We start from the raw sequence: 17,179 nt of genomic DNA on the forward strand, positions 1-17,179 counted from the left end.
CACCCGAAGGTGGGGCCGTTCGCGACGTACGTCGCTCAGACGGCGCGGACGTTCTCGGCCTGCAGGCCCTTGGGACCGCGGGTCACGTCGAACTCGACCTTCTGGTCCTCAGCGAGCGTCTTGAAGCCGGTGCCGGCGATGCCCGTGTGGTGCACGAAGACGTCGCTGTCACCGCCGTCCTGCGCGATGAAGCCGAAGCCCTTGGTCTCGTTGAACCACTTGACGGTTCCGGTTGCCATTCTTTTCTCCTTGATGTCACTGCTGTCGAGACGCGCAGACGATGGTGCCTGCCGCGCGGATGAACACACCTGCACCACAACCTCGACGGCAGCCCGAACGACAGGCCGCAAGGAATTCATGTAGATGGACCGGCGCCCCTGCAGTCCGGGCACCGGGGGAGCCCGTGCGTGACGGGCCCCTTCAACTGAGACCACGGTATCAGCGTCTCCGCCGCATCCACGCTTCCTGGCGTGCGGGCGCCTCCAGATAACCGCTACACCGTGTACCGCAGATCACCCCGAGGTTCCTTGACCGCGTCGTCCGCGGACCCCTACGTTCACGCGAAACGGAAGTACTTGCGACGGCGCGTAGTGGTTATCCGCAGGTCGTGCGGACAGCTGGCGCCGGGCGACATCCGAGAACGGAGTGTTGGGCGATGAGCAGGTCTAAAAGCTGGTTGGAGTCCCGGTCAGCGAAGGGTTGTTCTCCAAGCCCGAGTTCGGCTTGATGGAGCGTTGGAATCAGGATGGATCCATCAAGTAGAGCGGCAGTTGCCGCCCGGCGTTCGGTCCGCGCTAGCCGCGAGGTACCCAGCGAGTCCAGGGCCAGCCCCGCGCGCCGGGATTCGGCGCGTAGACGTCTTGATCCACCACAATCTCGGTGAGGACCCGCACGCGTACCTCGTCGTAGTCGCCCTGCGCCAGGCACCTCGACGGAACCTTGATCGTGGCTAGGTCCAGGTCGTGATTCCACGAGACCCTCAACCCATCGCAGCCCTCTGTGCCGTCGGTGGCAGCGAAGCTGTTCCTGTCGCCCCGTGTCGGCCGATGGTGGCTCACGACGGCGGCCAGGACGCGGTCCGGTTCGCCGTCAGTCTGAAAGTGTACGATCAAGTCGCCCGTGCCCGCACGTCCGAAGTGCACCTTGGTGACAATTGCGCTATCGAGGTTGCGAACGACAACGGTCGTGATGTCGAGAAGACTGCTGCCGTTGTAGGTGTCGCCCGACGGATCCGCGACCTCGAGCCGACCAGCGTGGGCTGGCGACGCTGCCGCCCAGGCGCACGCGGTCCAGACCGCTACCAAGATGGTCGCTCTCCTCATGGGCACCACGTAGGTGGCTGAATCGAGGTTGGATGCAGATCGCCGACTACTGCCGCCCTGCGTGCTCGCGGAGCAGCACGCTGTTGCCGCATGACGTGCGCGCTTGCCGATGAGCGGCCTTCGACTCAGTCGGCCGTCGGGGTGTCGTCAGTCCGCGTGCTGGAGGTAGATGGAAGGTATGGGGAGCTGGCCTCTTCCGCTGCCATAACGATGTGGGCTGAGTGCTCGCCGTCGGGACTGCGGAAGCTTGAGTAGTCCTTCTTGATCCATCCTTCCTCAGTCAGGTAACGGTTTGCAGCGCTCCGTTGCGTCCATCCCGGCACATCGGCGATGACGGCCGCCTCGCCAGCTTTCTCCATGTACTCACAGCCGCTGATCTCGCCCAACTGATAGTCGACATCTTGGAGCGTCTCAGCCGCCACCCGCCACCCGCCGCAAGTCGGCCAGTTCCTTGCCGATGTGCGGTCGCGTCGATATGCCGTGGAACGATCTCGGCCTGATCGCGACAATGGCCCAGGTGCTTGTCGGCCGAAAGGCAGGTTTCGCCCAAGATCCGGCAAGGAGGGTGCGCTTCATGAGCGAGCAGTTCTACTCGGACGCGAGGTTGTACGACCGGTTGTTCCCCGGAGGCGACCAGGCCGCCGACTTCTACAGGGCCGAGGCCGATCGGCAAGGCGGGTGCGTCTTGGAGCTCGGGTGTGGCACCGGACACAAGCTGATCCCGATCGCGTCCGACGGCCATCCGTGCATGGGCTTGGAGCTCTCGCCGGACATGCTTGCCGAGGCTCAGCGCAAGGCGGACGAGCGCGGCGTGGAGGTGGAGTGGGTGCAGGGCGACATGCGCGAGTTCGACCTGGGCCGAACGTTCGACCTCGTGTTCATCGCCGCCAACTCATTGCTCCACCTGCATGATGCTGAGGACTTGGTGGCCTGCTTCCGGTCGGCGCGAAGGCACCTGGCGCCCGGAGCGCGGCTCGTCTTCGACGTGTTCAACCCGAACGTGCGCATGCTTGCCCAGGCCGACGGCGTTCGACGCAGGCGCGACGCTTTGTCGTACGTGGATCCCGATCGTGGCGTAGTGCATGTCGATGTCGCGGAGACCTACGACGCGGCCGCGCAGGTGACTCGAGGGAAGTGGTACTTCTCGACCGATTCCGAGGCCGACTTCGTTGTCGCCCCGCTCGACATCAGGAGCATCTTCCCCCAGGAGTTGCCGCTGTTGCTCTCGCGCGGCGGTCTCCGAGTTGTTGAACGCTTCGGCGACTGGTCCCGTGCGCCGTTCACCGCAGATGCGGCGCTCCAGCTCTGCATCTGCGAACCGGACTGACGACGGAACCTACGAAGTGACTCCTCCGAGTAGCGCAGCTATTGCCGCTCGACGTGCGTGAAGCTGCCGACTAGCGAACCCGCCCGGTCGGACTCACTCTCGGGGGCCGTCTCCCGATCGAGCCAAGCGCTCGCGACTCAGATACCGAACCGGCTTGCCGAGCGACTCCGCGTAGGCAATCTCCCGTCGGGTTGACTCACCCACGTAGCCGCCCGGATCCACGATGTACACCTCGTCAGCCATGCGAATTTTTTGGAAGTGCACGCCCCCGAGCCGCCCCTTCAGGTCCGAGCTGTCGGCTGTCCAGTCGTAGTCCGGCAGATCGGGGAGGCTGAACATTCCGAGGCTGATCACGACGCAACCCTCCAACGTGAGCCGCTGGTTGGCCTCCGCGAACTCGGCCTCGAACCTGGTCGAGCCACAGAGCGTGATGACCTTCGCCTCACCCTCGGTCGACTGCCGCGCCTTCTGGTCCTCCACGAGGTTCATGATCGGTGAACGGAAGGACGAGTCTTTCGCCGCCCCCTGGACGTCCGCTCTCGCCGCCCGGGACGTCCGCTCATGCCGCCCTGCGAGTGCCCTCGGAGTCACCGTCCGGCCTCGCGGCCCGCCTCGATCAGCGAGATGACCTCCACTGCTCGATGTGCCAAGCGTGGACTCCTGGCGTCAGGGATTCAGACACTGCGTTCCTCGAAAACGGGAACAGCCACGCTAGCCGTCAACGGCAGCGACAACCTCCACCACGCCGGTCGGCGTGGGGTAGATGCCTGGATGAGCTTGCCGGCACGCTCGCCGATGCGGCCATGGGATGCTCGCGAGGTGGAACGCACGCTCGAATTGTCTGCCAACGACCTGCGGGCCGAGCGACCTGGGTCGGCCACTGAGGACGTCCACTTCCCTGAGGCGTTGGCCCGCTTCGTCATCGAAGCGCACACGGCCCCCGGCGCCGTGGTCCTCGACCCCTTCGCCGGCTACGGGACGACCTTGGTCGTCAGCGAACAGCTCGGCCGGCAACCGGTCGGGGTCGAGTTGCTTGCGGACCGAGTGGCGCTGATTCGACAGCGTGTCAGACCCGAGACCCGAGTGATCCAAGGCGACGCACGACAACTCGACGACTTCGGGGTGGGCGCGGTCGACCTGTGTTTGACCAGCCCGCCTTACATGAGTGCCATCGAGCACCCGCAGAACCCGCTGACGGCCTACAGCTCCCTGGACGGCCACTATCCAACGTACTTGGAGGAACTCGTCAAAGTCTTTCTGGCTGTTGATCGATGCCTGCGCCCGGGCGGGGTCTTAGTGATCAACGCAGCCAACATCTGGACCGGCGGCGTCGTGACCCCGTTGGCCTGGGACCTCACACACGGCTTGCAACAGCACCTGACCTTCTGCGGCGAGACCTATCTCAGATGGGATCGTCCTCCCGAGTTCACCAGCGGTGACTACTGCCTTACCTTTCGATCGACTACTTCCTAGCGCTCGCGCCCCAACGCTCTTCCGCCAATCCCAAACCACCGCCCGCTCCCGCACGCTGTTGCCGCGTGGGGTGCACTGCTCCTGACGGTGTGACAGCGGCTCAGTCAAGCTCGCTTGACCGGGGCGGACCACTCCGTCAGCCGGTATCCGGACTGGCCGGAGACATCGAGGTAAGGGGCGTCGTCACTGGTCGGAGTCCACCGGGTCGCCGACTTGAACGCGACGCGAGTCGGGCCGCTCAGGCAGCGACGCGGAACGTCGACAATGAAGGCGTTTCGGTCGAAGTCGATCCGGCCGTCGATCGCGCATGACTTCGACCCGGACCATGTCGTCGAGGGCGGGCTGTCGTCAGGCTTGAACCACGTCGCGGTGCGGCGCAGACCCTCATTGGTGCGCATCCTGATCTCGACCCTCCAATAGCCACCATGACGACGGATCTGGTGCGCCACCTTGATTCGCACGCTCACCCGGTTGCGCCAGTGGCGATAAGCGGTGCGGCGAATATCCGGGTTGCCCCATTCGGGTTGCGACTGCGAGGGGGTGCCGCCGTCCACGCGGTGGTCGTGCCAGTAGTCGCCGCGGCGGTCCGCGACTTCGAGGCGTTCCGCGGCTGCGGACGACGGAACCAGCAGGGCCACAGACAGGGCGATCGCGGTAGCAGGCAGCGCCATGCTGCGGCGACGGCGCAAGTAGCCCTGCACAAAGCGGTGGGTGCTGCTCGACATGACGGAGAGCCCTTCGATCGTTCGCCTTGACCCCACGACGAAGGCTGCGGACCTCCACTATGCGCCTAGTTCGCGATCGGAACGATCATCCCGACGCGATCACTCGACCTCCGCAGTCGCCCGAGCGGTCCGAACTGTCCGGCACAGGCTGCGCGGAGGCGCAGGATGGTGCCGATATGCAGGCGAACGCGCCGACCGGCTAGGTCCGACCGACGGCGCGCCGACTCGCAACATCGCGCCGAACCGTCACGGCCCAGACGAGGGCGGCGAAGCCGATGAGTGCGATCGCCCCACCGCCAAGCGTTCGCGCAGAACTTCCGCTCTCGGTGACCCTGGGAGGACACGCGACGTCTCGTTCGCAGTCGCCTGAGGAAGTCGTCGACTCAGGCCAGGACTCCATCATCACAAGCCCGCCGGTCAGCATCAGAACCACACCCAGCACGACGCACAGCACCACTAGGCGATTGCTTTGCATTGTTGCTCCTCCTCGGCACAGCTGACTGAGTCGATGCTAGGTCGACGCGCGGGTCCTCGTTTCGGTTCCCGTCCGCCCGCAAGAGCCATCAGTTTCCGCCTCGGCGCACGCGATGGATGAGACGGTGGATCACGTGCGTCCACTGCTGACGGCAGCCGTCGTCCTCTTCCTGCTGACCGCGTGCGGCGACGAGGGACAGGACAGTGGCGAGCTAGCAACCCCTCCTGGGAAGAGCGCCGCTCCTGCGTGTGACGAGGTGTGGATCGAAGGCAAGGAGCTACCTACGGACTACGCAGGCTGCCGTCGCGGCGAGAGGTTCATCGAGCCCGAGTTCTCCGAGTGCAAGGACGGCCCGGAGCGGCTCACCGTCCATCGCGAGCGTTTCGTCGCCCTGACCGGTCGCACGATCCGAGCGATCGAACGGGAGCCGTTCGAGGCTTACTTCTTCACCTGCTGAGCGGCTGCCGAGCTCAGCTGTAGGTGACCCGCACGTTGTCGGTCGTCGGGAGCGACTGGCAGCCGAGGCGGATGCCGTCGGCGAGGTCCTCGTCGTCGAGCACGTCGTTGTGGAGCATCCGCACCTCGCCCTCGACCAGCCGGATGGCGCACGCCGAGCACTCCCCCTCACGGCAGGAGTACGGTGCCTTCACGCCCTTGCTCTCGAGGAACTCGAGGAGCTTCACCTTCGGGTCCCAGTCGTCGAACGTGTGGTCGACGCCGTCGAGCTCGACCTCGAGCTTGACCGGACCGGCCGGGCCCGGCGGCTCGGCGGCGGACTCGTCGGCCTCGTCGGACTCCGCGTCCGCGATCTCGCGCTCGGCCTCGGCCAGTTCCTCGATGTCGCCGAACGGGTTGCCGCCCAGCGAGACGAACTTCTCCTGGTGCCGCCGTTCGCGGGGGAACTCGAGCTCCCGCAGCACGGTCGTGACCATCTTCATGTACGGCGCCGGCCCGCAGACGAAGACGTCGTAGGTGAGGTACGGCGCCACGAACGCCTTGACCTGCTCCGGCGTCGGGATGCCCTGGACCGACTCGAGCCAGTGGACGACCTGGAGCCGGTCGGGGTTCTCAGCGGCGAGCCGCGTGAACTCCTCGGCGAAGATCACCGACTTCTCGTCGCGGTTGGCGTAGAACACGACGATCTTGCCGCTGCCGGTGAGCGCGGTGCGGGTGATCGACATGATCGGTGTGACGCCGCTGCCGCCGGCGAAGAGCAGCAGGTCGGCGTCGAGGGAAGCGGGGGTGAAGATGCCGGACGGCGGAAGCGCGCGAAGGGTGTCGCCGACCTCGAGGTTCTCGCAGATCCAGTTCGAGGCGTAGCCGTCGGCGGTGCGCTTGACGGTGACGGTCAGCGGGCCGCCGTCGTGCGGGCTGCTCGAGAGCGAGTAGCAGCGCGCCGCGATGCCGGTCTGGTCGCTCGGGACGGCGACTGTGAGGAACTGCCCCGGCTTGTAGACGAACTTCTCGGGAGCGTCAGCGGGCACCTCGAAGCTGATGGAGCGGGCGTCCGCAGTCTCCTCGACGATGTCGACGACCTGCAGGTGGAAGGACTCGATGTCCACGAAGGGGCTTCTCTCTCCGCTGATGAAAAGGGGAAGGACTCCGGCGGGAGCGACGCTGCTCAGTAGCCGTCTTCGGCGCCGACGGGGACCTTTCCGTCCCGCACGGCCGCATCGATGCTAGCCAGCAGCCGGGGGCAGCCACGGTGCCCGTCCCGACTGCCGGATGGTCCACCGCGCCGGCCCAGCTCGGGGCAGGCGGCGACCGCCTCCGCGTTCCACTGGATCGAGGTGTGGTGGTCGCTGTTCTTCTTCACCGCCACCGTCGCCAGACAGTCGAGACAGGCCACCTCGGCGAGCCGGGCCTGGGTGTAGAGCCGCTGCTCCTCGAGGGTGTCGGCGCTGGTCGGGACGAAGGACGGCATCAGCGCCTCACGCGTCTGCCGTCGCGTCGGCGGCCGCGGCGGCCTTCGGGTTCTCGGCCTCTTCCTCCGCGCGCTTCGCGAGGTTCGCGGCCACCTCGGCCTGCCAGTACTCGTTTGCCTTCGTGGTGTCGACCTCGAACTCGAACCGGTCGGTCATCTCGGGCTTGATGTCGGCGACGTCGGTGTAGAACTGCTCGTACCACCGGCGCAGCTGGTAGACGGGACCGTCCTCCTCGCACAGCAGCGGATTCTGGACCGGCACCTTGTTCTGCCAGATGTGCACGTCCTGGAGGAACCCGCCGCCGAACATCTCGGCGTACTTCTTCGCGATGTAGTCGGCGGTCTTGTCGTCCATGCCCTCGGGCTTCTTGACGGTGATGCCGTACTGCAGCGTGAACGAGTCGGGCCCCGTCGGGAGGTGGCAGTTGATCAGGATGACCTCGGTCTCGAACCCTTTGTAGTCGACGTCGAGCCAGTTGATCATGTACGCCGGTCCGTAGTACGTCGCCTCGGACTTGAGGAAGAGCTCGGCGTCCCCGTATCCCCCCGCCTTGTCCGGCCGTCCCTTCGACTCCATGAACTGGGTCGCCTGGGTGCCTTCGAAGATGTTGCGGAAGCTGGTCGGGAACGAGAAGTGCACGTAGTAGAAGTGCGCCATGTCGGCGACGTTGTCGATCAGCTCGCGGCAGTGCGAGCCCTCGATCGGGACGACCTCCCAGGTCCAGTCGGTGTAGGACTCGTTCTGGTCACCGAGCTGCTGACCGACCCCGGGCAGCTCGGGCGGCAGGATGCTGTGGTCGGCAGCCGAACCCTCGGGGTCGTTCCAGACCAGCAGCTGGCCGTTGCGGACGGCTGTCTCGTAGCGGCGGGTGCGGGCACGCAGCGGGACCCGCCGGGCGTACGGGATCTCCTTGCACTTGCCGTCGCCGCCCCAGCGCCAGTCGTGGAACGGGCACGCGACGTGGTCACCCTTGACCTCGCCCTGGGTCAGGTCGCCTCCCATGTGGCGGCAGTAGCCGTCGAGGGCGTTGAGGTTGCCCTGGCTGTCCTGCCAGACCACGAGCTTGGTGCCGAACCCGTGGATCGCGTGCGGCTTGCCGTCGGCGAACGTCGAGGCCAGCCCCAGGCAGTGCCATCCCCGCGCGAAGCGGATCGGCGTCGTCCCGTGGTCGAGCGTGCGGGTGTCACTCATGTAGAACACGTTACAGTTTTGCCGGTAGTCTGACAACGAACACCGCGTTCGGCAGCGGTTGATCCCAGTCACACAGGAGGCCTCGTGCACGTCGAGTTGGAGCCGCAGCAGATCGCGCTGCGCGAGGAGCTGCGGGAGTACTTCGCGGAGCTGGTCACCCCCGAGATCAGGGCGGGACTCTCGTCCGCGACCGGCGAGTTCGGCGAGGCGGGCGTCTACAAGGACGTCATCCGCCGGATCGGCGCGGACGGCTGGCTCGGCATCGGCTGGCCCAAGGAGTACGGCGGGCAGGACCGCTCGATGATCGAGCAGCTGATCTTCACCGACGTGGCTGCCGTCGCCGGCGTGCCGATCCCCTACCTGACCCTGAACACTGTGGGGCCGACGATCATGCGGTTCGGGACCGACGAGCAGAAGGAGCTCTTCCTCCCCAAGATCCTGGCCGGCGACCTCCACTTCTCGATCGGCTACTCCGAGCCCGGCTCCGGCACCGACCTGGCGTCGTTGCAGACCAAGGCGGTGCTCGACGAGGCGGCCGGCGAGTGGGTGATCAACGGGCAGAAGATGTGGACGTCGCTCATCCAGTACGCCGACTGGATCTGGCTGGCCTGCCGCACCGAGCCCGACCAGCCCCGCCACAAGGGGCTGTCCATGATCCTGGTGCCGGCCGACTCCCCCGGCGTCTCCTACACGCCGGTGCACACGGTCGCGGGAGTCGGCACCTCGGCGACGTACTACTCCGACGTCCGGGTGCCCGCCGGCAACCTGGTCGGCGAGCGGGGCGGCGGCTGGGCGCTGATGACCAACCAGCTCAACCACGAGCGGGTCGCCCTCACCTCGGCCGCGCCGCTCATCCACTCACTCAAGCTGGTGCGCGAGTGGGCGAGCGAGACCGTGAACCCCGACGGCCGCCGGGTCATCGACACCGAATGGGTGCAGATCGCCCTCGGGCGGGCCCACGCCCGGATCGAGGCGCTCTCGCTCATCAACTGGAAGCTGGCGGCCGACGCGGATCACGGTGTCGCGCTGTCCCCCGCGGAGGCGTCGGCCACCAAGGTCTACGGCTCCGAGCTCGCGACCGAGGTCTACCGCAGCCTGATGGAGATCGTCGGTCCGCACGCCGGGGTCACAACGGACTCCCCCGGCGCCGCGGTCGCCGGGCGCCTCGAGCGTTTCTATCGGTCCTCGCTGGTGATGACCTTCGGCGGCGGCACCAACGAGATCCAGCGCGACATCATCGGCTACGTCGGCCTCGGCCTCCCGGCCGCCAAGCGATAGGGCACCACCACCATGGACTTTCTCTTCACCCCTGAGCAGGACGAGGCGGCGGCGCTGGCGGCCGAGATCCTCGCCGACAAGGCGACGGTCGAGCGGATGAAAGCGGTCGAGGCGGCCGGTGACCGCTTCGACCACGAGCTCTGGGCGACCCTCGGCGACGCCTTCGACTGGTCCGAGCTCGACCTGATCGAGCTCGCGCGGGTGCTGGTCGAGGTCGGCCGCAAGGTGGCACCGGTGCCGCTCGCCACCCATGGCGCCTGTGTCGCCTTCCTCGGCGGGCTCGGCCGTGCGGCCGACGCGGCGGTGTACGCCGCCGCGGTCGCCGAGGAGCGCGACCACCTCCCGGCCGCTCCGACCGTCGTCGCCGACGCCCAGGGCGCCCTGACCGGCGCCAAGACGCTGGTCCGGGGCGGCATGACCGCCGACGCTCTCCTGGTGACGGCGACGGGCCCGGACCCCTCGACAGACTCGGGGACCACGACAGCGGTCTACCTGGTCGATCCCTCCTCGGCGGGTGTGGACCGCAAGGCCCAACGCACGAGCGACGGCGACCGGTCCGCGCTCATCACCTTCACCGACGCGCCCGCCGAGCTCCTCGGCCACGAAGTGCTGCGGTTCCACGAGCTGCTCACCGTGTGTGCCGCAGCCGAGCAGCTGGGCGTGACCGAAGGTGCGCTCGCGCTCACCTCGGAGTACGCCAAGACACGGGAGCAGTTCGGGCGCCCGATCGGCACCTTCCAGGCCGTGTCGCAGCGCCTCGCTGACGGCTTCATCGACGTCCTCGGCCAGCGGCTGACCCTGTGGCAGGCGGTCTGGCGGCTCCAGGAGGTCCTGCCGGCGGCGGTCGAGGTGGCAGTCGCGAAGCTGTGGGCGGCCGACGCCGGCCACCGGCTCGCCCACACGACGGTCCATGTGCACGGCGGCGTCGGCATCGACCTCGACGGCGACGCCCACCGCTACTTCACGGCGGCGAAGCGTTTCGAGTTCCTGTTCGGCGGTGCGACCGACCAGGCGCTGACGATCGGCCGTGCCCTGTCTCGGACCTGATAACGCCGTTCCCGTTTCCACGGCAGCGGCCGCGGAATCAGGCATAGAGTGACGAGTCCGTTCGGGCAGGCTCCAGCCTCACACTGCCCGCGGCGGATCTCATTCGACAAGGACAATTGGGGGATGGCCCGTGGCCACCATGACTCGTGCGCGTCTGCGCACTCTCGCCGGCGCGTTCACCGCCGGACTCCTCGCCCTGAGCATGGGCCTGCAGATCTCGGCACACGCGTCCGTGTCGCCGACACCGACCAAGACCGTCGGCCTCTCCGGCGCCGCGGTTTACGACCTCACCGTGCTCGACAGCGGACGGGTCATCCTCGGCGGCCTGTTCAGCGCTGTCGGCCCGCTCGCTCGCAGCAACGTCGGCGCCATCCTGCCCACCGGCAAGGCCGACCCGGGCTTCGCGCCGACCACGAACGGCGAGGTCAGAGCGGTCGCCGCCTCGGAGGACGGCACTCGCGTCTTCATCGGCGGCACTTTCACCGAGGTCAACGGCGTGCCCCGACAGAACCTCGCCGCGGTCGACGCCGTGACCGGCGCGCTGATCACCGACTGGCAAGCGGACACGACGGGCACCGTCCCGACGGTGAAGTCCTTCGCCGTGGACGGCAACCGGCTCTACGTCGGCGGCAAGTTCACCGGCATCGACGGCACGACCAAGCAGAAGCTCGCCGCGCTCGACATCGGCACCGGCGACCTCGTGTCCTGGAACACGCGGGTCAACGGAAACGTCAACGAGGTCCGGGTCTCACCCGACGGCCAGACCGTGTGGGCGGGCGGCACCTTCACCAAGGTCAAGGGAATCGATCGGGCCTACTTCGCCGGCATCGATGCCGTCACGGGAGCGCCGACCGCCTTCAGCCGGGACTCCTGGGGAGGTTACGTCGTGACCGTCGGGGTCAGTGCTGACGGAGGCACGGTCTACGCCACCACGGAGAACAACACCATCTTCGCCTACCACCCGACGGTGTCCAACGATCCGCTCTGGGAGTCGAGGCTGAAGGGCAACACGCACGCGATGGCGATCTCGCCGACCGAGATCTACATCGGCGGTCACTTCGGGGGCTTCAACGACCCGAGCATCACGAGGCCGTACCTGGCCAGCATCGACCCTGCGACCGGCGACGCAACCAGCTGGGACCCGAAGGCCACCGGGCAGAAGAGCGGCACCTGGGCGCTGGAGATCCACGGCGACACCTTGCACGTCGGCGGCCTGTTCACCCACTTCGACGGTGTGCAGCAGCGCCTCTACGCGCGGTTCGCGGGGACCCCGACGCCGTAGTCGGTGCGACGGGGCGTCGCCAGCTCACGTGGTCCTCCGCTCGAGGTAGGCGAGGCACGCGAGGGCCAGCGCGACGCCCCAGACCGGCCACAGCAGCTCCGGCGCCCACGCCGCCCAGTCCGACCGGGCACCGGGAACCTCGGCGAGGCCGCCGACAAGAACCAGACGCCAGAACGAGAGCCCGGCCGACAGCACCGCGCCCGCCACGAACAATCCGGGCACGAGCGCCAGCGCGAGCGGCACAGGACGCGCGCCGACCCGTGGCAGCCACGACCAGAACACCTCGCCCCAACGCGCCTGCAGTCCGCTGGTGAGCCAGGCGCCGGCCACGGCGAACAGTGCGAGGCCGAGCCCCGCGTACCGCCCCGAGCCCAGGTCGTCGAGCATCGAGCGCCGGATCCCCAGCGGGATGTCGAGAGCCCACGCGATCCGGGTCACGGCATAGAGGAGCGGTACGACGACCGAGACCGCCACCGCCGACGGGCCCCAGCGGACCCACCTCTTCCGGCGCGTGCGACCGCCTCCGTCGAGAGACCTGGCCCGCGCGAGCGCGACGTAGCCGGTCACCGCGATCGCCACTCCCCCGACGGCGTGGCCGACCGCGGCAGCCGAGTCGACGAACAGGCCGGCGTCGACGCGCCCCGCCGCCGGACCGACCCCGATGAGGGCCAGCAGCGTCATCGGCAGGTAGCCGAGGAACGCCAGTGCCCTCACGTCGGAGATCGCGACAGCTACGAGGGTCCCGAGACCGACGAGCGCCCATCCGGCGATCCGGACCGTCACCGGCGTTCGCGCCAGGCAGGCGATGCCCTGCCCGCCGAGCACCAGCGCCGCCGTCACGGCGAGGGTCCAGGACATCTGCTCGGCGTTGAGCGCACCGAGGGGTGACGCCTCCTCCGGTGACCACGGGTGCGGGGTGCGTCCGACGAGGGCCAGCGAGGACAGTGCCAGGAACACCACCGCCCAGACAGCCGCGGCCCATGGCGCCGTGTCCACTGCCCTCGGACGGGTCGCGGCGGGGTCGACCAGCGCGGTCACGCCGACACCTCCGCGCGACGTGCCCAGAGCCGCGCGATCGTCCGCATCAGCGCCGGGTACACGATGAGGTAGCGGAACGGCTTGATCAGGGTCAGGTAGGCCTCCCCCACGACACCGTTCGGCTTCACCAGCACCGCCATCTGCGCGTGGTAGCCGCCATCGCTGTCGTCCGCCACCCAGCCGACATGCATCAGGCCGTGCACGGTGCGGTTGGCGATCTCCGCGACGTACTCGTCGTCGGTCTGGTAGACCGCGTCGAACGGGACGTTCGTGAACCCCGGACCTGCCGTCTCCCGCAGGTCCGCGGCCAGCCGTTCCCGCAGGGACGGCACCCGTTGGCCGATGCCGTCGTCCTCGCTGTCCAGACCCAGCAGTCGGCCGAGCCACCAGCGGATCGCGAACAGGACCCGGTAGGGCAGCGGGAAGTCGCGGTCGTCGTCCCGGTCGGTCATCAGCCGGACCAGGAGCGGGAGGTCGTGCGCTCCTCCCGGCGTGGGCAGTTCCCAGACGTCCTCGAGCCGGAAGTCAGGGGCGATCTCGTGGATCCGCCACGGCCGGTCCGTGTGGGCCTCAGGCGGAAGCGGTCGGGTGCGCACGCGTGTGTCTGTCATGGACCTACGGTCCGTCGCGTGCCGCCCGGTGCGCGTCACCCGCTGTTCGCGAACGTCTCACCCGTCAGGGTGAGACCGCATCGTCCGCTCAGCGCGACGACCGGCCGACCACGCCGGACTCGTAGGCCAGCACCACCGCCTGCACCCGGTCGCGCAGCTCGAGCTTGGACAGCACGTGGCCGACGTGGGTCTTGACCGTGTTCTCCGACAGGTGGAGCCGGGCGGCGATCTCGGCGTTGGTCGCACCGGTCGCCACCTCCCGCAGCATGTCGAGCTCCCGCGGCGTCAACCGCGCCCGGATGGCCTCCGCCTCCGCGTCGCTGTCGGCGGGGGTGGCGGCGACGTGCTCGATCAGCCGACGGGTGGTGGACGGCGCCACCACGCCGTGTCCAGCGTGCACCACGCGGATCGCGTCGACGATCTCCTCGGCGCGCGCGTCCTTGAGGAGGAAACCGCTCGCACCGGCGCGGATCGCGGGGAACGCGTACTCGTCGAGGTCGAAGGTCGTCAGCGCGAGCACCCGCGTGGCAGGCAGCTCCCGCGTGATGATCTCTGTGGCTCGGATGCCGTCGAGCCGCGGCATCCGCAGGTCCATGAGTACGACGTCCACGCGCCGGCCGCGGACCAGAGCGAGGGCCTCGTGCCCGTCGACCGCCTCACCGACCAGCTCGAGGTCGGACTGAGTCTCGACCATCATCCGCAGCGCCGATCGCATCAGCTCCTGGTCGTCGACCACGGCCACCCTGATCCTGTCCGGGTCCGTGACGTTGCCCGTGTCGCTCACACCGGCATCCTCGCGCTGACCCGCCAGCCGGACGCGACAGGCCCTGTCTCGAGCGTGCCGCCGACGGCCTCCACCCGCTCACGCATGCCGGTGAGACCCCGGCCCGGGGCCGCGGCGACCGCGGGCGCTCCGCCGTCGTCGGTCACCACGACCTGCAGCGCATCCGCCGGGCGGTCGACGACGACCCGGACGACTGCGTCCGGGCGGGCGTGGCGCGCGACGTTCGTGAGGGCCTCCTGCACGACCCGGTAGGCAGTCAGGCCGACGCCGGGTGGGACCGCCGGGACTTCCGTCGCGAGGTCCGGGGCGTCGTACTCCAGCGTCAAGCCAGCCGTGCGCATCCGCTCGACCAGCGCCGGCAGGTCGGCCAGGCCCGGCTGCGGATCGGTGGGCGCCTCGTCGTCGCGGAGGACTCCCAGCAGGCCACGCATCTCGGTCAGCGCCTCGCGGCCGGTGCCGGCGATCGTCGCGAGGATCCCGGACGCCCGGTCGGGTGACTGGGCGACCACCAGTCTCCCCGCCTCGGCGTGGCTCACGACCACCGCGAGCGAGTGCGCCACCACGTCGTGCATCTCGCGGGCGATCCGGCGTCGTTCGTCGGCGGCGCCCTGCTCGGCCAGCTGGGCGATCCAGGCCGCACGGGTGGCGCGGAACCGCCCCAGCGCCCACGCCGCCACGGTGCCGCCCACCGTCGCGGTCGAGAGCATCAGCCACCAGGTCCAGCTCTCGAGCGCTGTCCCGGCGAATCCCCACAGCCGCACCACCGTCAGCAGGCAGCCGACCAGGCCGCCGACCAGGGCGGCTGTCGGCCACGGCCGGGCTGCGTGGGCGCTCACGGCGTAGAGCAGGACGAAGAAGCACAGGCTGCTCGGCAGCAGCACCGGTGCGTACTCGCTCCCGGCGGCGGTCGCCGTCGGGCCGCCCAGGTCGGGGGCGGTGACCAGGACGAGCTCGGCGAGGGCGCCGACCGCGAACGACGCCACCGGCCACCGCCGCGCTGTCGCGACGGCGAGGTGCAACGCCGCCAGCGCAGCGAGGAGCGCCCAGCGCCAGGGACGCGCGACCTCTCCCTCGACGACCGAGGTCCAACCGACCGGGAGCACGACCAGCGCGAGCACCCCGGCGACCGCCAGCTGTGCGGCGCCGCCGAGCCAGCGCGGCCCTGGGCCGGTCGCGGTGGTGCTCATGGCGTCAACCTACGGCCAGGTGGGGAGAGCCGGTGCGCTCTCCCGTGGAGGTCTACCGGGCGAGCAGGGCGCGGGCGTCGCCGCGCAGACGGACGACGTAGAGCCCACTGCTCGCGTCGGAGTACCAGACGGCGCCGTTGCCCACGTCCCAGGCCGGCTGGGACAGCGCGTTGCTGCCGCTGGGCCCGGGCTTGTTGAAGTAGCCAACCTCGCGCGGGTGCTCGAGGTCGCTGATATCGAAGAGCCGGAGCCCGGAGCCGATCATCGAGCAGGCGACGATCCGCGGGTTGTCCCGGGTCGGCACCGAGCAGTAGTGGGCCGAGTAGCCGCCGATCGGGCTGCTCGCCCCCGGGTCGTCGAAGAGCTCGTCGGTCCGGTGCTCGGGCTGGTGGACCTCCAGCCGCAATCCGGACACGACGTAGGGGTGGTGCGGGTCGTCGACGTTGACGATCCGGGCGGCGCCGACCGGGCCGTCCGTGCGGAAGTTGACGAAGCCGTCGCCGAACAGGTCGCTGAACTCGTCGACCTCGAGGACGTAGCGGCGGCCGTCCCGGACGAACGGCTCGGCGACCTGCGGGATCGAGGCCTCTGGCCACAGCAGCTCGCTGAGGAGATGGATTTCGGGGTTCGGCTCGCGGGCGTGGACCTCGGACACGTCATAGATCCGCAGGCCCGGCTCGTCGAGCACGCTGTTCTGGTTGAAGGTGCCCATGTTGGCGACGTACATCGTGTCGCCGTCGTCGGAGAACCGCAGGCCGTGGTAGATCACGCCCGCCTTGGTGAAGACCACGCGCGGCCGCCGAGGGTTGGTGAGGTCGACGGCCGTGAGCGTGAACCCGGCGGCTCCGGCCGACCAGAAGGTGCGCCCGTCCGGCGAGAACCCGCTCTCGTGGCCGAGCAGTCCCGAGGGTGTCGACGACAGTAGCTTCGGACGTCGGCAGTCGGTCCGGATGTCGTAGACGTCGAGGATGCCGGGCGCGGTCGCGAGGTTGCCCATGACGGCGGCGAGGAGACCGCGCTCGGGGTTGACGACCAACGACTCGTGCGGGCTCAGCATCGCGGGCGTGATCAGGTTGGCGGTCTTGCGGGGGTGCGCGGGATCCGTCATGTCGAGCACGACGACGCCGAGGCCGGTGCCGTTGAGCAGGTTGGTGACGACGTCGAAGGGGAACATCCGCGTCGAGTCGTAGTAGGCGCAGGTGTGGCCCTGGGCGTCGGTGTAGCGCTGGACCTTGAAGCCGCCGGTCCGGCCGTGGTGCCCGACCTGCTCGGTGTTGCAGGTGTAGCCCTGGGCGGCCCGCCCCGACTCGTGGTCGGCAGCCGGCACCCGACCCTGGATCGAGGTCTCCGGGAGCGAGCCCTCCGCGCAGCCGGCGACCGGGACCGCCGGCGCGAGCTCCTCCTCGCCCCCGACCGCGGCGACGACTCCACCGCCGACCACCGTCGCCGCAGCGACCGCCGCCACCGCGACCTGCCGCCAGCCGCCCCGCCGTGCGGAGAGCGAGCGGACCACG

19 protein-coding genes are annotated in these 17,179 nt (G+C 68.9%); 6 read left to right on the plus strand and 13 right to left on the minus strand.

Annotated elements, in window-relative coordinates; translation table 11 throughout:
- Positions 1-35 precede the first annotated feature (35 nt).
- The 3 genes from SHK19_RS12135 to SHK19_RS12145 form a co-directional block, all read right to left on the minus strand.
- Complete coding sequence (locus tag SHK19_RS12135) at positions 36-239, minus strand: cold-shock protein (RefSeq protein WP_322455220.1); 204 nt, start codon at positions 237-239, stop codon at positions 36-38.
- Positions 240-794: 555 nt separating this feature from the next.
- Positions 795-1,322: a hypothetical protein gene (locus SHK19_RS12140; protein ID WP_322455221.1), complete on the minus strand. Its 528-nt coding sequence runs from the start codon at positions 1,320-1,322 to the stop codon at positions 795-797.
- Between the two features lie 125 nt (positions 1,323-1,447).
- Positions 1,448-1,744, minus strand: coding sequence for a hypothetical protein (locus SHK19_RS12145; protein WP_322455222.1), 297 nt, complete (start codon positions 1,742-1,744; stop codon positions 1,448-1,450).
- 152 nt (positions 1,745-1,896) lie between these two features.
- Between SHK19_RS12145 and SHK19_RS12150 the strand changes: the two genes are divergently transcribed.
- On the plus strand, positions 1,897-2,649 hold the full coding sequence (locus SHK19_RS12150) for a class I SAM-dependent methyltransferase (protein ID WP_322455223.1): 753 nt from the start codon (positions 1,897-1,899) through the stop codon (positions 2,647-2,649).
- A 93-nt stretch (positions 2,650-2,742) separates the two neighbouring features.
- Here SHK19_RS12150 and SHK19_RS12155 read toward each other — a convergent pair whose 3' ends face one another.
- Positions 2,743-3,129 (minus strand): hypothetical protein, encoded by a 387-nt coding sequence (locus SHK19_RS12155; protein ID WP_322936357.1) that lies wholly within the window; start codon positions 3,127-3,129, stop codon positions 2,743-2,745.
- Positions 3,130-3,468: 339 nt separating this feature from the next.
- Between SHK19_RS12155 and SHK19_RS12160 the strand changes: the two genes are divergently transcribed.
- Complete coding sequence (locus tag SHK19_RS12160) at positions 3,469-4,122, plus strand: DNA methyltransferase (protein ID WP_322936358.1); 654 nt, start codon at positions 3,469-3,471, stop codon at positions 4,120-4,122.
- Positions 4,123-4,226: 104 nt separating this feature from the next.
- Here the strand turns inward: SHK19_RS12160 and SHK19_RS12165 are convergent, their stop codons facing one another.
- Complete coding sequence (locus SHK19_RS12165; RefSeq protein WP_322455226.1) at positions 4,227-4,847, minus strand: hypothetical protein; 621 nt, start codon at positions 4,845-4,847, stop codon at positions 4,227-4,229.
- Positions 4,848-5,446: 599 nt separating this feature from the next.
- Between SHK19_RS12165 and SHK19_RS12170 the strand changes: the two genes are divergently transcribed.
- The gene (locus SHK19_RS12170; protein ID WP_322455227.1) at positions 5,447-5,779 is read left to right on the plus strand and encodes a hypothetical protein; all 333 of its coding nucleotides are present in this window, start codon (positions 5,447-5,449) and stop codon (positions 5,777-5,779) included.
- A gap of 13 nt (positions 5,780-5,792) precedes the next feature.
- Here the strand turns inward: SHK19_RS12170 and SHK19_RS12175 are convergent, their stop codons facing one another.
- Genes SHK19_RS12175 through SHK19_RS12185 form a run of 3 tightly spaced genes read right to left on the minus strand, consistent with a single transcriptional unit; the run spans position 5,793 to position 8,438 of the window.
- Entirely contained in the window at positions 5,793-6,884 is a 1,092-nt protein-coding gene (locus tag SHK19_RS12175; RefSeq protein ID WP_322936359.1) for a ferredoxin--NADP reductase, read from the minus strand.
- A gap of 59 nt (positions 6,885-6,943) precedes the next feature.
- On the minus strand, positions 6,944-7,246 hold the full coding sequence (locus SHK19_RS12180; protein ID WP_322936360.1) for a hypothetical protein: 303 nt from the start codon (positions 7,244-7,246) through the stop codon (positions 6,944-6,946).
- A 7-nt stretch (positions 7,247-7,253) separates the two neighbouring features.
- Positions 7,254-8,438 (minus strand): Rieske 2Fe-2S domain-containing protein, encoded by a 1,185-nt coding sequence (locus SHK19_RS12185; RefSeq protein ID WP_322455230.1) that lies wholly within the window; start codon positions 8,436-8,438, stop codon positions 7,254-7,256.
- 84 nt (positions 8,439-8,522) lie between these two features.
- Here SHK19_RS12185 and SHK19_RS12190 point away from each other — a divergent pair, with 84 nt between their 5' ends.
- The 3 genes from SHK19_RS12190 to SHK19_RS12200 all read left to right on the plus strand — a co-directional run bounded on the left by SHK19_RS12190 (position 8,523) and on the right by SHK19_RS12200 (position 12,045).
- Positions 8,523-9,716, plus strand: a complete 1,194-nt coding sequence (locus tag SHK19_RS12190; protein WP_322936361.1) for an acyl-CoA dehydrogenase family protein — start codon at positions 8,523-8,525, stop codon at positions 9,714-9,716.
- Positions 9,717-9,728: 12 nt separating this feature from the next.
- Positions 9,729-10,763, plus strand: a complete 1,035-nt coding sequence (locus tag SHK19_RS12195; RefSeq protein WP_322936362.1) for an acyl-CoA dehydrogenase family protein — start codon at positions 9,729-9,731, stop codon at positions 10,761-10,763.
- Positions 10,764-10,893: 130 nt separating this feature from the next.
- Positions 10,894-12,045: a WD40 repeat domain-containing protein gene (locus SHK19_RS12200; RefSeq protein WP_322455233.1), complete on the plus strand. Its 1,152-nt coding sequence runs from the start codon at positions 10,894-10,896 to the stop codon at positions 12,043-12,045.
- Positions 12,046-12,069: 24 nt separating this feature from the next.
- Here SHK19_RS12200 and SHK19_RS12205 read toward each other — a convergent pair whose 3' ends face one another.
- The 5 genes from SHK19_RS12205 to SHK19_RS12225 all read right to left on the minus strand — a co-directional run bounded on the left by SHK19_RS12205 (position 12,070) and on the right by SHK19_RS12225 (position 17,178).
- Positions 12,070-13,083 carry a hypothetical protein gene (locus SHK19_RS12205; protein ID WP_322936363.1) on the minus strand — a complete coding sequence of 338 codons (1,014 nt, stop codon included), beginning with the start codon at positions 13,081-13,083 and terminating at the stop codon, positions 12,070-12,072.
- The gene (locus SHK19_RS12210) at positions 13,080-13,694 is read right to left on the minus strand and encodes a DUF2867 domain-containing protein (protein WP_322936364.1); all 615 of its coding nucleotides are present in this window, start codon (positions 13,692-13,694) and stop codon (positions 13,080-13,082) included. The genes SHK19_RS12205 and SHK19_RS12210 overlap by 4 nt, the downstream gene beginning before the upstream one ends.
- 88 nt (positions 13,695-13,782) lie before the next feature.
- Positions 13,783-14,409, minus strand: coding sequence for a response regulator (locus tag SHK19_RS12215; RefSeq protein ID WP_405030499.1), 627 nt, complete (start codon positions 14,407-14,409; stop codon positions 13,783-13,785).
- 65 nt (positions 14,410-14,474) lie between these two features.
- Positions 14,475-15,665, minus strand: coding sequence for a sensor histidine kinase (locus tag SHK19_RS12220; protein WP_322936367.1), 1,191 nt, complete (start codon positions 15,663-15,665; stop codon positions 14,475-14,477).
- 52 nt (positions 15,666-15,717) lie between these two features.
- Complete coding sequence (locus tag SHK19_RS12225) at positions 15,718-17,178, minus strand: LVIVD repeat-containing protein (protein ID WP_322936368.1); 1,461 nt, start codon at positions 17,176-17,178, stop codon at positions 15,718-15,720.
- Position 17,179: the final 1 nt, after the last annotated feature.

The organism is Nocardioides bizhenqiangii (assembly GCF_034661235.1).
In the GTDB taxonomy this organism is placed as follows: domain Bacteria; phylum Actinomycetota; class Actinomycetes; order Propionibacteriales; family Nocardioidaceae; genus Nocardioides; species Nocardioides bizhenqiangii.

Coding starts and splice junctions, on each gene's coding strand:
- SHK19_RS12165 (WP_322455226.1), bottom strand. CDS start 4,847: ATGTCGAGCAGCACCCACCGCTTTGTGCAGGGCTACTTGCGCCGTCGC.
- SHK19_RS12220 (WP_322936367.1), bottom strand. CDS start 15,665: ATGAGCACCACCGCGACCGGCCCAGGGCCGCGCTGGCTCGGCGGCGCC.
- SHK19_RS12215 (WP_405030499.1), bottom strand. CDS start 14,409: ATGCGATCGGCGCTGCGGATGATGGTCGAGACTCAGTCCGACCTCGAG.
- SHK19_RS12185 (WP_322455230.1), bottom strand. CDS start 8,438: ATGAGTGACACCCGCACGCTCGACCACGGGACGACGCCGATCCGCTTC.
- SHK19_RS12180 (WP_322936360.1), bottom strand. CDS start 7,246: ATGCCGTCCTTCGTCCCGACCAGCGCCGACACCCTCGAGGAGCAGCGG.
- SHK19_RS12210 (WP_322936364.1), bottom strand. CDS start 13,694: ATGACAGACACACGCGTGCGCACCCGACCGCTTCCGCCTGAGGCCCAC.
- SHK19_RS12135 (WP_322455220.1), bottom strand. CDS start 239: ATGGCAACCGGAACCGTCAAGTGGTTCAACGAGACCAAGGGCTTCGGC.
- SHK19_RS12140 (WP_322455221.1), bottom strand. CDS start 1,322: ATGAGGAGAGCGACCATCTTGGTAGCGGTCTGGACCGCGTGCGCCTGG.
- SHK19_RS12150 (WP_322455223.1), top strand. CDS start 1,897: ATGAGCGAGCAGTTCTACTCGGACGCGAGGTTGTACGACCGGTTGTTC.
- SHK19_RS12195 (WP_322936362.1), top strand. CDS start 9,729: ATGGACTTTCTCTTCACCCCTGAGCAGGACGAGGCGGCGGCGCTGGCG.